This window comes from Moraxella sp. ZY210820 (assembly GCF_030674635.1).
In the GTDB taxonomy this organism is placed as follows: Bacteria; Pseudomonadota; Gammaproteobacteria; order Pseudomonadales; family Moraxellaceae; genus Acinetobacter.
In genome coordinates, this window is sequence record NZ_CP089978.1 from 453,025 (window position 1) to 473,227 (window position 20,203).

Sequence of the window (20,203 nt, forward strand, 5' to 3'; positions counted from 1 at the left end):
TAGCTTATTATGAAAAAATTGTAATTTTAATGATAAAATCGTTGGTATATTTATTGCATGATGATGTTATTCCATATCAATAAATTTTTCATGTTTATCACTGTGTCGTGAATGCAGGCAGTGTTTAGGGAAAATAACTTTAAAAATAGAGCCTTGTCCTTCAACTGATTCGATTTCTAAACGGGCATCATGCTGAATAAGTACATGTTTGACGATAGCGAGTCCTAAACCTGTACCGCCAGTTAAACGACTACGAGCGGTATCTACACGATAAAAACGCTCGGTTAAACGTGGTAAATGTTCAGCATTAATACCAATACCTGTATCTTGTACCGAAAAGTAAGCCCCCTGCTCATGATCGTGCCAACCTAGTGTAATCGTACCACCTTTAGGGGTATATTTAATCGCATTACTAATTAAGTTGTTAAAAGCACTCACAATTTCTGCTTCTGCACCAAAAATATCATAATGACTATCGATTTCTAATTGTAAACTATGTCCATAATCAATATTATAGGCTTGTGTATCATCAAAAATATGGTTAATTAAATTTGGCATATCTATGAGTTGATGGGGAATGGCATTTTTTTGATTTTCTAAATTTGATAACAATAATAAATCATTAACCAACGCATTCATTCGTTTTGTTTGTGCTTGCATTTTGGTAAAAGCACGTTCATAGACTGGGGCTAAATCCTCTTGCTCTTTAAAGGTTTCTAAATAACCTGATAGCACGGTTAATGGGGTGCGTAATTCATGAGAAACATTATCGACAAAATCTTTACGCATTTGTTCAAGATTGTGCATACGTGTTACATCATTAGCAATCAGCAGACGATTATTCGCACCAAAATCGGTAATTTTAATATGAATATAACGATTTTGATATTCGGGACATAAGATTTTAATGCCGTCTGGGAAATAATCAGGATTTTGTGTATATTCAATCAGTTGGCTATCAGCAATGACCTGTGTGATATTATAATGAATATGCTGTGGATGAATCGCTAATAATTCTACTGCTGCTAAATTCCCCCATTCGATTTCATCTTGTTTATTGAGTAATACAATACCATGATTAAGATGCTTTAAAGAATCCTGTGCTTTTTCAAATAACAAAGTTAAATGTTGATGGAGCTGTTTTTGCTGTTGTTGTGTATGATAAACATTATCGACTAATACACCCCATACACCATCAAGTTTAGGTGGCTCTTGATCAGGAAATTGTGTAATCCATTGATTTAATTTAAATAATGAATAAAGTTGTAATGAAAAAAATAGAATAATTGCCAAAGCAACACAGAGCCAAATATAATTAACAAAAAAGCTTAATATATAGGCATAAACCAAAAACGAGACTAAAAGTAAGACATCGTGTGTTACAAATACTTTTAAGGCATTTTGTGGGGCAAATGTTGTCTCGTTATCGTTTGCTTTAGGTAAAGGATTAAAAAATGATTTTGGCATATCGTAGTTGCTATTTTAATCTGACTTAGTCGAAAAACGATAACCCGTACCACGAATGGTTTGTACAAAATGTTCCACACCGTAAGGTTCTAATACTTTACGTAAACGGCGGATATGCACATCAATCGTACGGTCTTCAATATAAACATTCCCTCCCCAGACATGGTCAAGTAATTGTGAACGTGTATAAGCACGCTCAGGGTGAGTCATAAAAAAGGCTAATAAACGATATTCAGTAGGACCTATATCAATATTTTGTTGATTGAACATCACACGTTGGCTAGCTAATTCGATGCTTAAGCCTTGAAACTCAATGATTTTATCATTATTTTGTGTATTGGAACGGCGTAATACTGCTTTAATACGAGAGATTAATTCTCGTGTAGAAAATGGTTTGGTTAAATAATCATCAGCTCCTGCATCGAATCCCTGTACTTTATCATCTTCATTGCCTTTTGCAGTCAGTAAAATAATCGGAATTTCTGCTAAATCTTGGTCTTGTTTTAAACGGCGACAGAGTTCAACACCACTTGTTCCACCCGGCAACATCCAATCAAGTAAAATTAAATCAGGACGTTTATCAACCACTAGCTGATGTGCTTGCAAAGTATTTTCTGCTTCTAAACATTGAAAGCCCGCGAGTTCGAGTGCATGACTGAGCATATCTCGAATATCTTGTTCATCATCAACAATTAAAATATTAGTATGATTCATAGCTTGATTTATCATGGATATAGATTGTCTGTTATTATACTTTAAAAAAATAAATTGTATAGAATGAAGATAGATTTTCTGTTGATGACTTGAGTTGTATTGAGGATTTAAAATAAATTTAAAAAAGTAATAATTTATCGTATCTTTAAATATTAGACTAAGGTAGAATATACAAGCTAGAAATGCACAAGGTTTATTAGAGTATGTTATGAATATTTTAATTGTTGATGATCATCCCTTATTTCGCCATGCTTTAATTCAAGCAGTACGTTATCAATTTCCGCAAGTCCAAATTATTGAAATTTCTACTGCTAATGATTTATATACTCATTTGGAAAGTCAGCCTGAGCCTGATTTAATTTTGCTGGATTTAACTTTACCTGGTGCATCGGGTTTTTCTGCTTTGGTGCATTTACGTGCTTATTATCCATTTTTACCTGTGATTATTGTTTCAGCTTATGAAGAGGTAAGCATTATTCAGCGTGCGATGGCACATGGAGCGATGGGGTATATTCCAAAATCAACGCATCCAAATCAAATTGGTGAGGCAATTAGAAATGTATTAGAGGGTGATATCTGGTTGCCAGAACAAATGCAGGGTCATGAAATGACAGGGCAAGTACAAGATGAAATTGATTCAGCAGAAAAAATTCAATCATTAACACAACAACAATTTAGAGTACTAATGATGCTATCGGAAGGTATGCTCAATAAACAAATCGGATATACTTTAGGTATTTCTGAAGCAACAATTAAAGCACACGTTACCGCAATTTTCAAAAAACTGGGTGTACAAAATCGTACTCAAGCAGTTTTAATGGTGCAAGCTTTAAATATTAATGATAATAAAGCGCCAATGATTTAAATATCATGTATTAATTCAACCTAAAAATTGATACAGACTTGTAGGGGCAAATCACATTTGCCCAATAAATACGATATTCATACAGGGCGAATATGATTCGCCCCTACAGCACAATGGTGAGTTTTGTACCAGTTTTTAAGTTATTTGACTATACATAAATTAAAAGCAGTTCAAATCAGAACTGCTTTTTTATATTGATTTCAATCACTTAAAATTTGTATTAAGCTTAATAGGCTCTATTTATCATGATTCTTCATGTTGAATAACGTGTTGCAATGCTTCAAATAATTGATAGACATTAACAGGTTGTGATAGAAACTTTAACTGTTCTCGTATGATTTGCCATGTGATACCACTAGTACGTGATAAGATAATACACGGATACATATCTAAGGGTGCATCCATATTTAAACGATTTTGACCGTGAATCACACGGAAACGAGAATTTTCTTGTAATAACAATAATGGTGTATTGATATTGGCAGGCATTTCATCAAAATACAACATTTGTTGTTTACTAATGAGTGAAGCAGAAATATGTGAATATAAGATATGAGATTTCATCACGACAGGTGCTGTATGATAAAGTTGGCAACATAAACTTAAATCCAGTACATGTTTCTTAAATTCTTTCCAAGTAATTTGGGCAATGTGTGAAACAGTATCTTGATGTTGATGCGTAAATTGATGTATAAAATCAATTGCTTGATGACTTGTATCACTTGCAAATACCAATAAATAATGCTTAAATTGATTATTTATATCAATAATTTCAGTCATATAAATTGGTTGATGCTGAATTTTTGCCATATCTGTATTGAGTGTAATTAAATTGATATAGCCTAAATATTTTTTGAGTTGAATATGGAAATAAGAAAGTTCTAAATCTTGTCCTAATTCAAATTCACAGTCCCAAGTTTCTACAGGCTTAGATGCCTGATATTGCATTGTAGGACTTGTAATTTGTTGTGCATTGAGACTTATATGCGTTTCAGGTTTGGTGTTAGGCTCTTCATCATCAACAATTGATGGTGCAGGGAATGATGAAAAATCTACCGTAATATCATCATTTAGTGCAGAATGATGTTGAGTTGCTGTTTTCTCTACTGGAATTGGTTTAGGTAATTCTATAGGTTTTGGTAACTCAATTGGTTTAGGCAAAGTAGGCTCTTTTTTTAGCGTTTTAGCCAAAGATGAGGATGCCATTTGAGTCGTAGGCACCTGAGCTTTTAATTTTTCTGCTAATGCATTGGTAATTTGTTCAAGCATTTCTGGTGTGAGAGCAACTTGTTGCTGATTTGGCAATTGTGCAATGGTTTGTTGTAACAAATCTGGTGTAACAAGTTCATTCAGTGTATGATTAGATTCGGTTGCTGTTTTAGCAATAGCGGTTGAGCCTACCGTTGTCAGCTCTAATGTTTCAGTATTTGATGGTTGGTCTAATTGTGCACGCATGGCATCAAAAGGATTAACCACTTTACGACCTACACTAAAATCTGCTAATTCAGATGTATCTTGATGGGCATGAGAAGTGGTAGGTTTATGATTTGCTTGATTTTGAGCAGTCTTATTTACAGTAAGGTCAAAACTAGGTAACTCTTGTTTTACAGTAGATGATGTTGCTTGTGTATGTTTATTTGAGCTTGATGCAGTTGAACCAAACGCAACTGTTTCAGTGATATGCTGTTGAGCAATCTCCATTTGTGCATCTAACCAAGGACTAAGTTCGGTTAAATGCTCTACCCAAATACTATGCTCAATGTGTTTACTATATTTGAGCATGATTTGCCATAAACTATTATTTTTAGATAAAATTCCCCAGCCAATTCCTTCATGTTGAGTGAGTAATTCAACAAGGTCAATCGGAATCATGACGGTGCCTAAGAAACTATTTAAATATTTCCCATCTTCAGCAAAATAGAGAGCAGATGATTTTAGAGCAACTTGTTGCAGTAAAGTTTGTGCTTGTTCATTAATTTGTTTATTGGAACATACCGAAATTAAGGTATTTAGATTATTTTGTAAATTTTTAATCTCATCATGCGACAACAAGGGACGGTGTAACTGTGCCATAACTTGATGAATGACACGATTAAAATGAATTTTTTCTAACAAGTCCATAGTTTAACCCGCTATAGAGATTCTTAAAATACTTAAAACTTGAACAATGCTATACATCATGCAAATCATATTTTGTATCTATGTTCAATCATGCATATATTTTGTTCATTGATTAACGATGATTAGTCTCAATGATATAAAATGTATAGCGACAAACAACATTTAAAAATGTGGTTTAGTTCTCTATTTTACCATAGAAAACAACACATAAACAAATCATTTTTTAGAGCAATTTATGCAGAAAATGTCAATTCATGGCATAAACTGAAATATTAATTCACTAATTGTGAGAATGAGCAATATTGTATTGCTAATACAGCTAAAGCGACTAGAGGTGCAAAGATTTTTGCCCAAGTTGGGATTTTGGGTTCAGTTATGTCAATATGATAACTATTATCATGAGTATGATGATCTGCCATTATAAAATCCTTGTAAATTCAATTAAATCAATGGATAATTGTATTGTAAAATTTTTCTTATGAAAATGCAAGGTATATCCTTATACGAGATATGGAAAATCAGTTAAAACATCTCCCAAATACCGACTTGCTGAGCATTCATTTCAGGTACACGTCCTAGTACTCGCCATGGCATATGGCTCCCATGAAAATCACTACCAACAGAGATTTTAAGTTGATGTTCTTGAATGCAACGGTTAATCATTTGTCGTGTAGCTAATGGTTTAGAATGATGGCTAAGCTCAACAGCATGACCACCCATTTGTGCAAATAAATCAATCATATAACGTACATTTGTGGCAGATAAATTATATTCTGCTGGGTGGGCAAGTACGGCAAATCCTTGACTATTGTGAATTGTAGTCATTACATCAGTTATATTAACCCATTGCAAAGGTACATAAGCAGGTTTGCCTTGTTTTAGATATACATCGAAAGCGGTTTGTAGGCGATTGACGATATTTTTTTGTTGTAAGGCTTGTGCAATATGACTACGGGTTATACGTTCAGCACAACCATCGACCATATTGAGTACATCTTGCCATGCATTGTAAGCGGTTACTTTGTACAGTTTTTCACAAATAGTTTTAGCTCGTTCAGCACGAATGATTTTTTGTTGTTCTAAAAGTGTGCATAAGGGTTCGGGATTTCGCATATTCAATGCTATGATATGTATGCCATAGGTTTTTTTGGTATTAGGGCGGTGCCATTGTGTTGAAATTTCCACACCTGAAATTAAATTAATTTGTTGTTGTTTTGCCACAATTTTAGCACGTTGTATGCCATCCATGCTATCATGGTCAGTTAAAGCAAGTGTATGAATAGATTTTTGTTTTGCTAATAAAACCAAATCTTCTGGTGATAATGCACCATCTGATATGGTGCTATGCGTGTGTAAATCGATACCTTGCATTGTGAAATTCCTAAATTAAGCTGATTGAAGTTTACGTTATGAAAGCCTTTCTTGACTTTATCCCAATGATTATCTTTTTTTATCTCTATAAAACAGTAGATCCAAAAGATACACAGCACCCTTTTTTACAATGGTTTGGTGCAGAAGGTGGGGTAGATAATAACCATATTTTAGTTGCAACCGCAGGTTTAATTATTTCTATGCTCGTGGTTTATGGTACTTTATTTGTATCACAAAAATTTCGCTTAGAAAAACAACAATGGTTTGTTTTGTTAATGACCATCATCTTTGGTGGCGTTACTTTGATGTTGAGCGATGACTATTATATACGATTAAAGGCCGTTATTATCAATTTAATTTTTGCTGGTGTGTTTTTCTTTTCGCCATTATTTATGAAAAATAAGCAACCATTAATTCGTAAAATGTTAGATCCAGTGTTTAATCTTACTGAAAAAGGTTGGGTTAAACTCAATACAGCATGGGGTATGATGTTTGTTGTTATGGCGGGTTTACATGGATTTTTTGCCTTTATTTTTATGAATGGCAAATATTGGGGAGAATTTACAGCGTTTGGCGATATTACAGTGATGATTGCATTTTTAATCGGTCAATTTGTCGTGTTGCGTAAATATTTTAAAAGCCCCGATGCTTAACGCTATTTTGCGTGAAGTTGTGCTAAAATAATCATAATTTCAAATTAGGAATAGATGATGTTATTTGTGTTATTATGTACTGATGCTGAAGGCACAGTTGAACAGCGTTTAGCGACACGTCCTGCTCATGTGGCACGTTTGGAGCAGTTAAATGCTGAAGGGCGATTATTGACGGCAGGTGCGATGCCTAAAGAACGTGATAATCCACAAGCTGGATTTTATGGTAGTGTGATGATTGTGGATTTTGATAGTCGTGAGCAATTAGATGCATGGCTTGCAGAAGAGCCTTTTGTACAAGCTGGGGTGTATCAACAGGTTGAAGTTCGTCCATTTAATAAAGCCTTTCCTAAGGATTAGTCATGAACAATATGAATAAAATGCTATTAGCACTCATGATTATTAGTACTACGTTTAGCCCAATGGCTTGGGCTGAACAGGATACGACACAAAGTTCACAACAGCAGGTAAAACCTACTAATAATACGGCACAGCAAAAACCGAAGCCTGCAACAACAAATGTTCAACAGCAGAAAGTAACTCCTATTGCACAAACAAAACTTACGGCTAATACACAACAAACTACACGACCAAAGCCTAATCATACAACAACGCAGGTAAAACCGACTACTCAACAACAACAAGCTAAGCCTAGAACAACTACGTCACAGCAGAAACCAACACCATCTATACAATTAGCTAAGCCTGTAAATAATTCGCCGAAAACAAAACCAACGACAACAGCGGTAGTGGCAACTGCTGCTACGGTAGTTGCAGCAGCACAGGGTAATACATCATCAGAGCAAACGACACCAATAGAGAGTACAACACAAGCACCTTTATATAACCCTGCAATGGCTGTTGTACCTAATGTAGCAGGTGCAACTAAATCCGATGTGAATAAAGCAACGACTGATGCAAAAGTAGATAAAACGAAATTATCAGCAACACAAGTAGTGGTATCTAAGGAAGTGTATGAACGTTATCAGAATTTAGAGCAAAGAAATGATGAAACAGTCGCCCAAAACCAAGAATTGCAAATGCAGAATGATAATTTGAGTACACAAGTAAAAGTCTTAGAAAGTGAGCGTACGGCACAATTATTATTTTATGGTGCAATGATTTTATTGGTTGGTGCAATTTTTGGCTTTTTAACAGGCTATTTATTTGCTCGCCGTCAGCGTCCTTATTTATAATATGAAATATCCTAAGCTGATTATAAGTGATTGATTGTAAGGTAAATGTTATTTACCCATCAAATGATAGATACTTTAAGAGACTATGCGTATTCAAACTGCTGAAATTGAGTGGCAACAGATTGATGAAGTCGAAATTCCGATTTCTAAACAATTTGGTGATGTTTATTTTTCTAAAGCCAATGGATTATTAGAAACACGTCATGTGTTTTTAAATGGTAATGATTTAAATGAACGTTTAGCTCAACTTGATGATTTTGAATATTTTTGTGTAGGTGAAACAGGTTTTGGTACAGGTTTAAACTTTTTAGCATTATGGCAATTATGGCAACAAGTTCGACCTAATAATCATAGTCATTTACATTTTATTAGTATTGAAAAATATCCTTTAAGTATTGATGATTTACGCCGTGCTTTAGCGGTGTGGACGGAATTAGCGGATTTATCTGCACAATTGATAGAGCATTATCCATTGCCTATTGCAGGTTGCCATCGTATTTGTTTTCCACAACAACGAATTAGTTTAGATTTGTGGTTAGGCGATGCAGTTGATGTATTACCAAAAATTGCAACACATCACCCTGTAAATGCTTGGTTTTTAGATGGTTTTGCACCATCATGTAATGCTGATTTTTGGCAGGATAATGTCTTAAAGCATATTATTCGTCTATCCACAATAGGTACAACATTTGCATCATTTACTGTTGCGGGTGTGGTAAAACGTGGTTTAGCTCAATATGGTATTTCGATTAGTCGCCCGAAAGGGTTTGGACATAAACGAGAAATGTTAAAAGCAATTTGGCAAGTGGATAATGCACATCAAACACAACACTTAGAACAAATAGTAAATTTAAAAAATGCTAAAATTGCTATTATTGGGGCAGGGATTGCAGGTTTGACTTGTGCATGGGCTTTGGCACAACGTGGCTATCATGTTGATATTTTTGATAAAAATAAACCTTTATCAGGTGCTTCAGGTAATCCATTAGCATTATTAAATCCTAAACTGTGTGATATTGAACAAAGTGCAGAACATTTGATGGTCAATAGCTGGCAATATGCTATGCGATATTATCGTCAATTTCAGGCATTTAGGACGTTAAATGTACAGCAATTACAGCTTAAAGCAGAAACAGAATTGCATTATCTTGATGACTATCCGCAAGGGGTATTGTCATTAGATGTGATTTATCCGCAATGGAATGAACATTATCCACAGCTTAATTTATTACAAGCAGGGGCGGTTGAACCACATCGTTTGGCTGAGCAAATTTTGGCACATTATGCTATTCATTATCATTCTTTAGATGTGCAAAAAATAACCGTACAACAAGATGGGTCTGTGATTTTAAATGAACATTTAAGATATGATAAAGTGATTGTGTGTGCGGCTAAACACACAGCGGATGTGTTACAGCCTTTTCCAACATTAAAAGCGATTCGTGGGCAAGTGAGTTATATTGAGATGGATCATCCTGTTTTATCTTGTCATCACGCTTATAGTTATGGTGGTTATATCGCACAAGTCCATGAGAAAAAATTGGTTTTGGGTGCTTCATTTTATCCGAATCGAGATGATGATGATGTGTTGCTTGCGGATCATCAACATAATTTTGATTTGGTTAAACAAGCCTTACCGAGTTTAGCAAAACAATTACCGAGCATTGAACAGTGGCAGGGCAGGGCATCTGTTCGAGCTCAAACAGCGGATTATTTTCCAATTGTAGGTAAAGTGGCTCAAGGGCAAATTTATACTTTAACAGGATTGGGCTCTAAAGGCTTTTTATTTGCACCACTCTGTGCAGATGTATTGATGGCAGAGATGTTAGGGGAAATAGTGCCTATACCACAAAGTTTGTGGCAAAAATTGCGTCCGCAACGCTTTAAGAAAGTGTTTGTTAATTAAGCTGATTAAATTGTTGAATTTAAATGATAAAGACCGAAATACTATCAATATTATTTCGGTCTTTATACTGTGTTTAGCTTATTTTTTCAAAAATAAAATCAGCAATGGGGTGTCCTGCATCAATACCACGTTGTTCAAATTTGGTTAAGGGTCGCCATTCAGGACGTGGATAAGCATTGCCTTTACCTGCTAAATTTTTGAGTCGTGGGCGTTGCTCTAACACATCAATCATCCATTCGGCATACGGTTGCCAATCCGTTGCAGTGTGGAATGTACCCCCTATTTTTAGTTTTTGTTCAACCAATGCCATACGCTCAGGTACTACAAAACGGCGTTTAAAATGACGTTTCTTTTGCCATGGGTCAGGGAAATACAATTGCAGTGTATCAATGCTATTATCAGGCATCTCTTTTAAGACTTGAATTGCATCGGCATCAAGCACACGTAAATTGGTTAAACCCCATAAGCCTGCTTCATGTAAACATTGAGCAATGCCCGGAATATGGACTTCAATGCCCACATAATTACGTTCAGGGTTATTTTTAGCCATTTCGACTAATGATTGTCCCATACCAAAACCAATTTCAACGGTTAAAGGACGATGAGATTCAGTAAAATATTGACGTAAATCACTCACAGGATAATGTAAAATTAAATGCTGATATTGTTCTAAAGCCGTACGTTGAGATGTATTTAGTGGAGCAGAACGTCGCATAAAGGTTACAATTTCACGATGTTCTTGATGTTCCGATGGTGTGTGAGCAGCGTTTTGAGTCATTGTTATTCAACATAAAGATAATTTAAAGCACACATTATCTCATTTTTAGTTACAGAAACCAATATATTGTTCTTAAAAATCGATATTGATAACAATTGATATGATTAAATTCATATATTTTGGGTGGATTATGATATTTTGTAACATCTTATTGATATGATTTTGTGAAAATAGACTTGATTTTATAATGACTTGTTTTACAATAGTCAGATATGCCATGATATTTTGCTCAAAGATGATTTATTGTTTAAACATTTTGAGTGGCGATTGCAAGATAATAATCTAATTATGATTAGATTAATATGTATGTAAATATCATCATAACAGTATTTTAGATGAGTATAATAGAATGAATTTGATTAAATCTTTTTAATTCGTATTATTATACAATATTCGTATAGGTAAACCATTTTTATGACAAGCATGAATACAACGATTTGGCAACAAACAAAACAACGTGTTTTTAAATTATCAATGATAGCAACCGCTATAGGAAGTTTGGGTTTAACTGCGTGTGCAACTACAACGACACCTGTGCAGAAAGCATCTCAAAATAAAGCTGTTGCGGTACAAGATGTAAACAGTGCAGATTCAGAATATTTAGATGCGGATAGTTTTGATAGCTTGGAAGGTTTACTTTATGCAACAGATGTACGAGCGGTGGAAAATGACCGTTTAGCAATTTTAAAGCATGGTAATGTATGGAAACGTTTGCCTTTAGGCTATGGCATGGGATTAGACAATTTACAACATCCACGTATTTCAGCACAACGAAATTGGTTTATTTCTCGTCAGCCTTATTTAGACCGTTTAAGTGCTCGTGCCAGTCGTTATTTATTTTATACTGTACGTGAAGCGGAACGCCGTGGTTTACCAACCGAACTAGCCTTATTGCCAGTGATTGAAAGCTCTTATGACCCAGCAGCTACTAGTTCAGCTGCAGCAGCAGGTTTGTGGCAATTTATTCCATCAACAGGACGTTCTTATGGCTTAACGCAAAACTCAACCTATGATGGTCGCCGTGATGTTGTCGCATCTACACAAGCAGCTTATGACTTTTTAAGTGCATTATATAATCAGTTTGGTTCTTGGGAATTAGCATTGGCTGCTTATAATGCTGGACCAGGAACAATTGCTAAAGCCATTAAGCGTAATGAAGAAGCGGGTCTACCAACGGATTATTGGTCATTACGTTTGCCTAAGGAAACGATGGATTATGTACCACGTTTTATTGCTGTAGCTCAAATTGTAAAAAATCAAGCAGCTTATGGTGTTGATATTCCTGCGATTGCTAACCGCCCACACTTCCGTGAAATTATCTTAAGTGAACCGATGGATTTAAATTATGTATCGCAGGTTACTGGTTTAAATCGTGCAGAATTATATGCGTTAAACCCTGGTTATCGTGGTGATATTATTGATTATTCAAGTTCAATGCGTTTATTAATTCCTGCTGATTTAAATCCCAATATTGATGCTCAATTGAAAGGTAAAGTGGATAATAGTTGGTTGGCAAAGAAAATAGAAACTAAACCTACAGTCAATCGGGTAACAGGTTCAATAGCAGGACAATTTATTCCTTTGCCGAGTGTGAATCCACCTACGACAACACCGATGACGACAGTAAATGCACAACCTATAGCACCAGTAGAGCCACCTATTTCTGATGCTGAACGTGCAAAAATTGCTGAGCTATTGGCGGAAGAAACATCAAATACAACATTGATGGCTTCTACGACATCAAATGTTAATACTGTTGAAGGTAAATTTGCTAAACTTGATAATATTATATCTACGACAAATAATATCACTCCACCAAGTGAAACATTGACCACATCAGCATCAACTATCGCACCTGCTATTCCTGTAGAACATGATGATGTTGATTTAGAAACAGTTGAAACTAATTTAACTGTTGCTGAAAAAACAGGTCAGGAAATTGAAAAAACCTTTAGTTATCCAACCGCTGTTACTGAAAAAATAGCAGAAACGACAGAAGTAGCACAGTTGAATAAAAATAAAGAGATTATCAAAAAAGAAAAAGAAGTGGTTGTAACTGCACCTAAAGGTAAACGAACCACTTATGTGGTACGTGCAGGCGATAGTTTAATCAATATTGCTAATCGTTATGGTGTAAATTGGCGTGATATTGCAGAGTGGAATAAGATTGATGCCAATGCTGCATTGTTAGTGGGTACACCTTTGTATTTATATAATGCTAAAGTAGTGAATGAGCCTAAACCGACACCTACACCTGTGAAAAAGCCTGAAATTTATACGGTACAAAGTGGCGATAGTTTAAATAGTATTGCGAATCGTACAGGTTTAACGGTTAAGCAGCTTGCTGAATATAATGGTTTAACAGTTACGAGTCGTGTGATTACAGGGCAAAAATTGAGTCTTGTTGAACCAAAAATACCGCCAAAACCTGTTGCACCTGTCAAACCTATGGTGAAACCAACATCTCCAGTGAATAGTAAAATTGCAACAGAAAGTTATATTGTTAAACGTGGTGAAAACTTAATTGGTTTAGCAAGTCGTTATAGTATGACTGCTAAAGAATTAGCTGATTTAACTGATGGCGTGAGTGCTAATAGTATTTTACAAGCAGGACAAAAAATTAATGTACCTAAAGGTAAAAATACATCAAGTAAAGTACTTGAGACATCAGCGAATGAAAAACGTACAACACATCCAACCAGTCATACGGTTAAGTCTGGTGAAACATTAACCAGTATCGCACAACGTTATGCTTTACAATTAAATTATTTAGCTGAATTAAATGGTTTAGAGCGTAATTCTCGTGTGCGTGCAGGTCAGGTATTAAAATTAACAGGCGATGTACCGAAACAAGTTACTCAACCAAAAGTAACGCCTGCACCAAAAGCGACATCAACATCAAATGCAAATACAGCTTATGTTGTTAAATCAGGTGAAACATTGACCAGTATTGCTAAACGAGAAGGATTAACGATTGCTGAATTAGCTGCGGCAAATGGCTTAACGAGTAAGAGTACGGTACGTAGTGGACAACGTTTAGTGATTCCAAAAGCAACGAAAAAATCTGAACCTGCTAAAGAACCAGCTAAGACATTAACCAAAAAAGCTGATGAGAAAAAGCCGATTGATAAAAAAGCTGACACTAAAAAAGACAGCAACAAAAAGGCTAAAACGGTCAGCTATAAAGTCAAAAGTGGTGATAGCTTGATTGCGATAGCAAAAAAGCATGGTATAACACCTGCTGAATTAGCTCAAATCAATGGCTTAAAATCAAATGCAAGTTTACAATCGGGGACAACTATTCAAGTACCAGCGAAGTAAATGAATTGCTAGATTTAAAAAATCTCTTGTTGATGTGATATTAATAAGAGATTTTTTATAATTGATTATCTAAATCCAAAATCCACAAGCATATCATTGGGTAAATATGAGGATGGTGTGTAGGGGCAAATAATATTTGCCCAATAAAACATTTGTTTATATCAGTATGGGCGAATGTGATTCGCCCCTACGATATTGCTCTAATATCACTCATAAGTCGCTTGTTTTGTGGTTATTTTAAGGTTTTATTAAAATAGCAGAATAATATGATGAAACAGATTTATTGGGCATTATGTGGTCTATTATTGAGCGGTATTGCCTATAGTATTCCACAAACCACACCTTATATTGCAGTGCATACTGAACCATTGTATGCACAACATGATGTTTTACCTTATGCCAATCCCTTAGCAAATAAAGGCGGATATATTAGTTTTTCTGCGAATGGTACTTTTGATACTTTGAATCAATTTAATGGCAAAGGCACATCAGCACAAGGTTTAAATTATTTATTTGATAGTTTGATGGATAGTTCACTGGATGAATCAGGCGTGATGTACCCATTATTGGCGGAGAAAGTCACACTTGACCCCGATGATTTAAGTTATGTCATTTTTCATTTAAATCCACAAGCTCGTTTTAGTGATGGTTCAGAGGTTACGGCTGATGATGTTAAATTTAGTTTGGATACCTTTCAAACTAAGTCAAGTTTCGGTTTGCAAATGTATTTATCTGATTTAGATCGCACTGAAGTATTATCAAAATATCAAGTGAAAGTTTATTTTAAATCAAAAAATAATAAAGATTTGGCATTAACTATTGCATCATTGCCGATTTATTCTAAAAAGGATTGGCAAGATAAAGATTTTACTCGTATTACCATGCAACCGATTTTAGGTTCAGGACCTTATTTAATTGATAAAATTGATGCAGGACGCAGTATTAGTTATAAACGTAATCCGAATTATTGGGCAAAAGATTTAATGGTGAATCGTGGGCGTTATAATATTGATAATATTAAATATGTGTATTATCGTAATTTAGAAACCGCTTTTGAAGGATTTAAATCAGGACAATTTACCGTACAAGAAGAATATTCCGCTCGCCGATGGGTAACAGAATATAAATTCCCCGCAGTGCAGGCAGGTATGGTCGAACAATATAAAGCGGTACATTTTAATCCTATCAATACACAAAATTTTGTATTTAATCAACGTAAAGCACCTTTTGATGATATTTATTTTCGTCAGGCTTTAACCTATGCCTATGATTTTGAATGGCAAAGTAAAGCATTATTTTATGGGCAATATCGCCGTTTACAAAGTTATTTTATGAATAGCGAGCTTGAAGCGAAAGGTGTACCTAGTGCGGAAGAAATGGCAATCTTAACACCATTATTACCACGTTTGCCTAAAATCATGCAAGATGGCATTTTAAATGAATGGCAATATCCTGTTTCTGATGCCAGTGGCTTTAATCGTGATAATTTATTAAAAGCACGAGAGATATTGCGTCAAGCAGGTTATTTTGTGCAAGATGGTCGATTATTAGGTAAAGATGGGCAACCGATTAAAATTGAGTTTTTAATTCATCAGGAGAATTTAATTCGTACTTTAATGCCTTATGTGCGTAATTTAAAAAAATTAGGTATTGAAGTCAATATTCGTCAAGTTGATTTACCACAATATATTGAACGTATGCGTAAATATGATTTTGAAATGACATCAAATGTGATGTTGCAATCATTATCTCCGGGGAATGAACAAGCACAATATTGGGGCAGTCAATCCGCTGACCAACAAGGTGCATCTAACTATGCAGGGATTAAAAATCCTGTGATTGATGAGGTTATTCAAAGTATTATTGAAGCACCCAATCGAGAGCAGTTAATTATTCGTACCAAAGTATTAGATCGTATTTTACGTTCAGGATATTATCATATATTAACGTATGGTAAAGGTGAGAATTGGCTAGCATATTGGAATATGTATCAACGTCCACAACGGCAAGCACGTTTAGCCACTGCTTTGGATTATTGGTGGGTAAATACAGATAAAGCCAATGCGGTTGATTTATATTTGAAAAAATAATGAGATATTCCAATGAAAATTTATATTCTTAAACGTTTATTATTGATTATACCAACCTTATTTTTTATTTTATTGCTCAATTTTATTGTGGTACAAATCGCTCCCGGTGGACCTGTAGAACAAGCCATTCAACAAGCACAAACTTTTCAGGGCGTGGGCTTACAGCAAAGCGGTGCTGATACCGCAAGTGTTGCACAAAATACAGTGGGACAATATCAGGGTGCTCGGGGCTTAAGTGATGAAATGGTTGAAAAAATTAAAGCACAATATGGCTTTGATAAACCTGCTCACGAACGTTTTTGGATGATGCTGAAGGGATATTTAACCTTTGATTTTGGTACCAGTTTTTTTAAAGATAAATCGGTGATTGAATTGATTTATGAAAAAATGCCTGTCAGTATTTCGTTAGGATTATGGAGTACTTTATTGGTTTATTTAATTTCCATTCCTTTGGGGATTAAAAAAGCCAAACAACATGGATTATTTTTTGATAAATCAACATCATTATTATTGGCAGTGGGCTATGCCGTGCCGTCATTTGTTTTTGGGATTTTGCTGATTGTTTTTTTTGCAGGTGGTTCATATTTTCAATGGTTTCCATTGCAAGGTTTAATGTCGGATAATTTCGACCAGCTCTCATTATTTGGTAAAATTAAAGATTATTTTTGGCATATGACTTTACCTTTAATTGCAATGATTTTAGGTGGTTTTGCCAGTTTGACTTATTTAACCAAATATTCGTTTATGGAAGAACTCAATAAACAATATGTTCTGATGGCGAGAAGTAAAGGTTTAACTGAAAATAAAGTCTTATATGGTCATGTATTTCGTAATGCGATGTTGATTGTGATTGCGAGTTTACCTGAAGTATTGGTAGGTGTATTTTTTGCTGGGAACTTATTTATTGAAATTTTATTTAATTTAGATGGTTTAGGTTTATTAGGTTTTGAAGCGATTGTACAACGAGATTATCCTGTGATTTTTGGTACATTATTTATTTTTACTTTAATGGGTTTAGTATTACGTTTAATTGGTGATGTGATGTATCAAATGATTGACCCTAGAATTAACTTTGATGCACAGGGGAAATAAAATGAGTGTTTTTCATATTTCTCCAATGATGAAACAACGCATACAGCGATTTAAAGCAAATCGTTTAGGTTTTAGTTGTTTTATTATTTTTATGCTGATTTTTATTTTATCGTTGGGGGTAGAACTAATTGCCAATGATAAACCCATTATCGTACGTTATAAACAAGAAACCTATTTCCCGATATTAAAATCCTATCCTGAAACCACATTTGGTGGCGTATTTGAAACTGAAACCGATTATAAAGACCCTGCTGTACAGGCTTTAATTGAGGCTGATGGTTGGGCAATTTCACCGATTATTCCATTTTCATATCAATCACCAAATTTAGATTTAGACGTGCCTGTACCATCTCCCCCAACAACACAAAATTGGCTAGGTACAGATGATCAAGGACGAGATGTATTAGCTCGAATATTATATGGTTTGCGAGTATCATTATTATTTGCTTTTGCTTTGACATTATGTTCTGCTGTTATTGGCATTACTGTTGGTGCAATACAGGGATATTATGGTGGTTGGATTGATTTATTTGGGCAACGGATTTTAGAAGTATGGGGTGGATTACCTATGCTTTTTATGGTGATGATATTAGTCAGTATGTTTACACCAAATATTTATTGGTTATTTGCTATTATGCTCTGTTTCGGTTGGACAGCATTGGTGGGTTTAGTGCGAGCAGAGTTTTTAAGAATGCGAAATTTTGATTATGTTCGCTCTGCTCGAGCATTAGGCGTAAAAGACCATGTGATTATTTTCCGTCATATATTGCCGAATGCAATGAGTTCAACTTTATCACAATTGCCATTTATATTAACTGCAAATTTAACCGCATTAACTTCGCTAGATTATTTAGGTTATGGTTTACCACCAGATTCAGCATCATTAGGTGAATTATTATTACAAGGTAAAAATAATCTTAATGCACCATGGTTAGCATTATCCGCATTTTTTACTTTAGCGATTGTTTTATCATTATTGATTTATATTGGAGAAGCTACCCGTGATGCTTTTGACCCAAGAAAATAATGCCAATCATGATGTATCTGCATTATTAAGCGTGCATGATTTAAATATTGATTATGCCGATAAAAAATTGGTACAACAGCTTAATTTTAAAATTTATCCTGCAAAAACATTGGCGATTGTAGGAGAAAGTGGTTCTGGTAAATCGATTAGTAATTTAGCATTATTAGGTTTATTATCAGCAGATTTAAAAATTACAGGAAAAGCGAATTTTAATCATCAAGGTCAGATGATTGATTTATTATCGATTTCAGCAGAACAACAACGCCATATTCGTGGGCGTAAAATTGCCATGATATTTCAAGAACCGATGACCGCATTAAATCCCTTACATCGTGTTGAAACGATTATTGGGGAAAGTTTATTATTACAAGGTTATAGTAAAACTGAAACTCGTGCTAAAGTGATTCAATTATTACACGATGTTGGTATCGCTGAACCTGAAGATAAATTAAAACGCTATCCACATGAATTATCAGGAGGGCAACGTCAGCGTGTGATGATTGCATCAGCATTGGCATTAGAGCCTGAAGTTTTAATTGCTGATGAGCCAACAACCGCGTTAGATGTAACTTTACAAAAACAAATATTAGAATTATTAAAACAATTACAGCAACAAAAAAATATGGCAATGATTTTAATTAGCCATGATTTAAATTTGGTAAAACGTTATGCGGATGATGTGATTGTCATGCAATATGGACAAGTGGTCGAACAAGGAGAATGCCAAACATTATTTTCTCAACCACAAGCAGAATATACTAAACATTTACTTAATCAAGATTTTGGGCAAGCATTACCACTGAATCAACAGGCAGAAACGATTTTAAATATTGAACAATTAACGGTTAAATTCCCAATTAAAGCGGGATTATTCAATCGAATTGTTGATTATTATCATGCAGTTCGTCCATTATCTGTTCAGCTTGTACAAGGAGAAAGTTTAGGGGTTGTGGGTGAAAGTGGTTCAGGAAAAACATCATTTGCTTTAGCGATTGCTCGTTTAATTGAAAGTGAAGGCGAAATTATATTATTGAATCAAGATTTAAATCAGTTGAAAGAAAAACAATTACGTCCATTACGTCAGCATTTTCAGATTGTTTTTCAAGACCCATTTAGTAGTTTAAACCCACGCATGACCATTGCTCAAATTATTGGTGAAGGATTGCAGGTTTTGGGCGTAAATAAACACGAGATTCAAACACGAGTTGCCGAAGCATTACAACATGTTGAATTACCTGTAGAATTTGCTACACGTTATCCACATGAGTTATCTGGTGGGCAAAGACAACGTGTTTCTTTAGCCAGAGCATTGATTTTAAAACCAAAATTGATGATTTTAGATGAACCAACATCCGCTTTAGACCGTACCACACAGCGAGCAATCGTACAATTATTACGCCATTTTCAACAGCAATTTGGTATTAGCTACATTTTTATTAGCCATGATTTACACGTCATACGAGCATTATGCCAAAACGTTTTGGTATTAAAAAATAGTGAAGTGGTAGAATATCAGCCGACTGAACAATTGTTTACCTCACCACAACAAGACTATACGAAAATGTTAATTGAAGCGAGTGGGGTGGAATAATTGTTATTAATTAG

16 protein-coding genes are annotated in these 20,203 nt (G+C 34.8%); 10 read left to right on the plus strand and 6 right to left on the minus strand.

Annotation, left to right across the window (positions count from 1 at the left end; translation table 11 throughout):
* Window positions 1–66: 66 nt before the first annotated feature.
* The gene (phoR, locus tag LU301_RS02260) at window positions 67–1,467 is read right to left on the minus strand and encodes a phosphate regulon sensor histidine kinase PhoR (RefSeq protein WP_305272134.1); all 1,401 of its coding nucleotides are present in this window, start codon (window positions 1,465–1,467) and stop codon (window positions 67–69) included.
* A 15-nt stretch (window positions 1,468–1,482) separates the two neighbouring features.
* Complete coding sequence (phoB, locus tag LU301_RS02265) at window positions 1,483–2,181, minus strand: phosphate regulon transcriptional regulator PhoB (RefSeq protein ID WP_305272136.1); 699 nt, start codon at window positions 2,179–2,181, stop codon at window positions 1,483–1,485.
* A 208-nt stretch (window positions 2,182–2,389) separates the two neighbouring features.
* Here phoB and LU301_RS02270 point away from each other — a divergent pair, with 208 nt between their 5' ends.
* Complete coding sequence (locus tag LU301_RS02270; RefSeq protein ID WP_305272138.1) at window positions 2,390–3,046, plus strand: response regulator; 657 nt, start codon at window positions 2,390–2,392, stop codon at window positions 3,044–3,046.
* 243 nt (window positions 3,047–3,289) lie between these two features.
* Here LU301_RS02270 and LU301_RS02275 read toward each other — a convergent pair whose 3' ends face one another.
* From LU301_RS02275 to LU301_RS02285, 3 genes are all read right to left on the minus strand, one after another.
* Entirely contained in the window at window positions 3,290–5,167 is a 1,878-nt protein-coding gene (locus LU301_RS02275; RefSeq protein WP_305272140.1) for a hypothetical protein, read from the minus strand.
* Between the two features lie 272 nt (window positions 5,168–5,439).
* Entirely contained in the window at window positions 5,440–5,586 is a 147-nt protein-coding gene (locus LU301_RS02280) for a hypothetical protein (protein ID WP_305272142.1), read from the minus strand.
* A 103-nt stretch (window positions 5,587–5,689) separates the two neighbouring features.
* Window positions 5,690–6,538, minus strand: coding sequence for a PHP domain-containing protein (locus tag LU301_RS02285; protein WP_305272144.1), 849 nt, complete (start codon window positions 6,536–6,538; stop codon window positions 5,690–5,692).
* A 38-nt stretch (window positions 6,539–6,576) separates the two neighbouring features.
* Between LU301_RS02285 and LU301_RS02290 the strand changes: the two genes are divergently transcribed.
* From LU301_RS02290 to mnmC, 4 genes are all read left to right on the plus strand, one after another.
* Complete coding sequence (locus tag LU301_RS02290) at window positions 6,577–7,191, plus strand: septation protein IspZ (RefSeq protein ID WP_305272146.1); 615 nt, start codon at window positions 6,577–6,579, stop codon at window positions 7,189–7,191.
* Window positions 7,192–7,245: 54 nt separating this feature from the next.
* Complete coding sequence (locus LU301_RS02295) at window positions 7,246–7,548, plus strand: YciI family protein (RefSeq protein ID WP_305272148.1); 303 nt, start codon at window positions 7,246–7,248, stop codon at window positions 7,546–7,548.
* Between the two features lie 2 nt (window positions 7,549–7,550).
* Window positions 7,551–8,384, plus strand: a complete 834-nt coding sequence (locus tag LU301_RS02300; RefSeq protein WP_305272150.1) for a hypothetical protein — start codon at window positions 7,551–7,553, stop codon at window positions 8,382–8,384.
* Window positions 8,385–8,469: 85 nt separating this feature from the next.
* A complete protein-coding gene (gene mnmC / locus LU301_RS02305; protein ID WP_305272152.1) occupies window positions 8,470–10,290 on the plus strand; it encodes a bifunctional tRNA (5-methylaminomethyl-2-thiouridine)(34)-methyltransferase MnmC2/FAD-dependent 5-carboxymethylaminomethyl-2-thiouridine(34) oxidoreductase MnmC1 in 1,821 nt (606 codons plus the stop codon).
* A 73-nt stretch (window positions 10,291–10,363) separates the two neighbouring features.
* Here mnmC and trmB read toward each other — a convergent pair whose 3' ends face one another.
* On the minus strand, window positions 10,364–11,068 hold the full coding sequence (trmB, locus tag LU301_RS02310; RefSeq protein WP_305272154.1) for a tRNA (guanosine(46)-N7)-methyltransferase TrmB: 705 nt from the start codon (window positions 11,066–11,068) through the stop codon (window positions 10,364–10,366).
* Between the two features lie 414 nt (window positions 11,069–11,482).
* Here trmB and LU301_RS02315 point away from each other — a divergent pair, with 414 nt between their 5' ends.
* From LU301_RS02315 to LU301_RS02335, 5 genes are all read left to right on the plus strand, one after another.
* Window positions 11,483–14,389: a lytic transglycosylase gene (locus LU301_RS02315; protein ID WP_305272156.1), complete on the plus strand. Its 2,907-nt coding sequence runs from the start codon at window positions 11,483–11,485 to the stop codon at window positions 14,387–14,389.
* Between the two features lie 269 nt (window positions 14,390–14,658).
* Entirely contained in the window at window positions 14,659–16,479 is a 1,821-nt protein-coding gene (locus LU301_RS02320) for an extracellular solute-binding protein (protein WP_305273916.1), read from the plus strand.
* Between the two features lie 12 nt (window positions 16,480–16,491).
* The gene (locus LU301_RS02325) at window positions 16,492–17,571 is read left to right on the plus strand and encodes a microcin C ABC transporter permease YejB (RefSeq protein ID WP_305272158.1); all 1,080 of its coding nucleotides are present in this window, start codon (window positions 16,492–16,494) and stop codon (window positions 17,569–17,571) included.
* A 16-nt stretch (window positions 17,572–17,587) separates the two neighbouring features.
* Window positions 17,588–18,598: an ABC transporter permease gene (locus LU301_RS02330; RefSeq protein WP_305273918.1), complete on the plus strand. Its 1,011-nt coding sequence runs from the start codon at window positions 17,588–17,590 to the stop codon at window positions 18,596–18,598.
* Window positions 18,576–20,189 carry an ABC transporter ATP-binding protein gene (locus LU301_RS02335; protein ID WP_305273919.1) on the plus strand — a complete coding sequence of 538 codons (1,614 nt, stop codon included), beginning with the start codon at window positions 18,576–18,578 and terminating at the stop codon, window positions 20,187–20,189. The genes LU301_RS02330 and LU301_RS02335 overlap by 23 nt, the downstream gene beginning before the upstream one ends.
* Window positions 20,190–20,203: the final 14 nt, after the last annotated feature.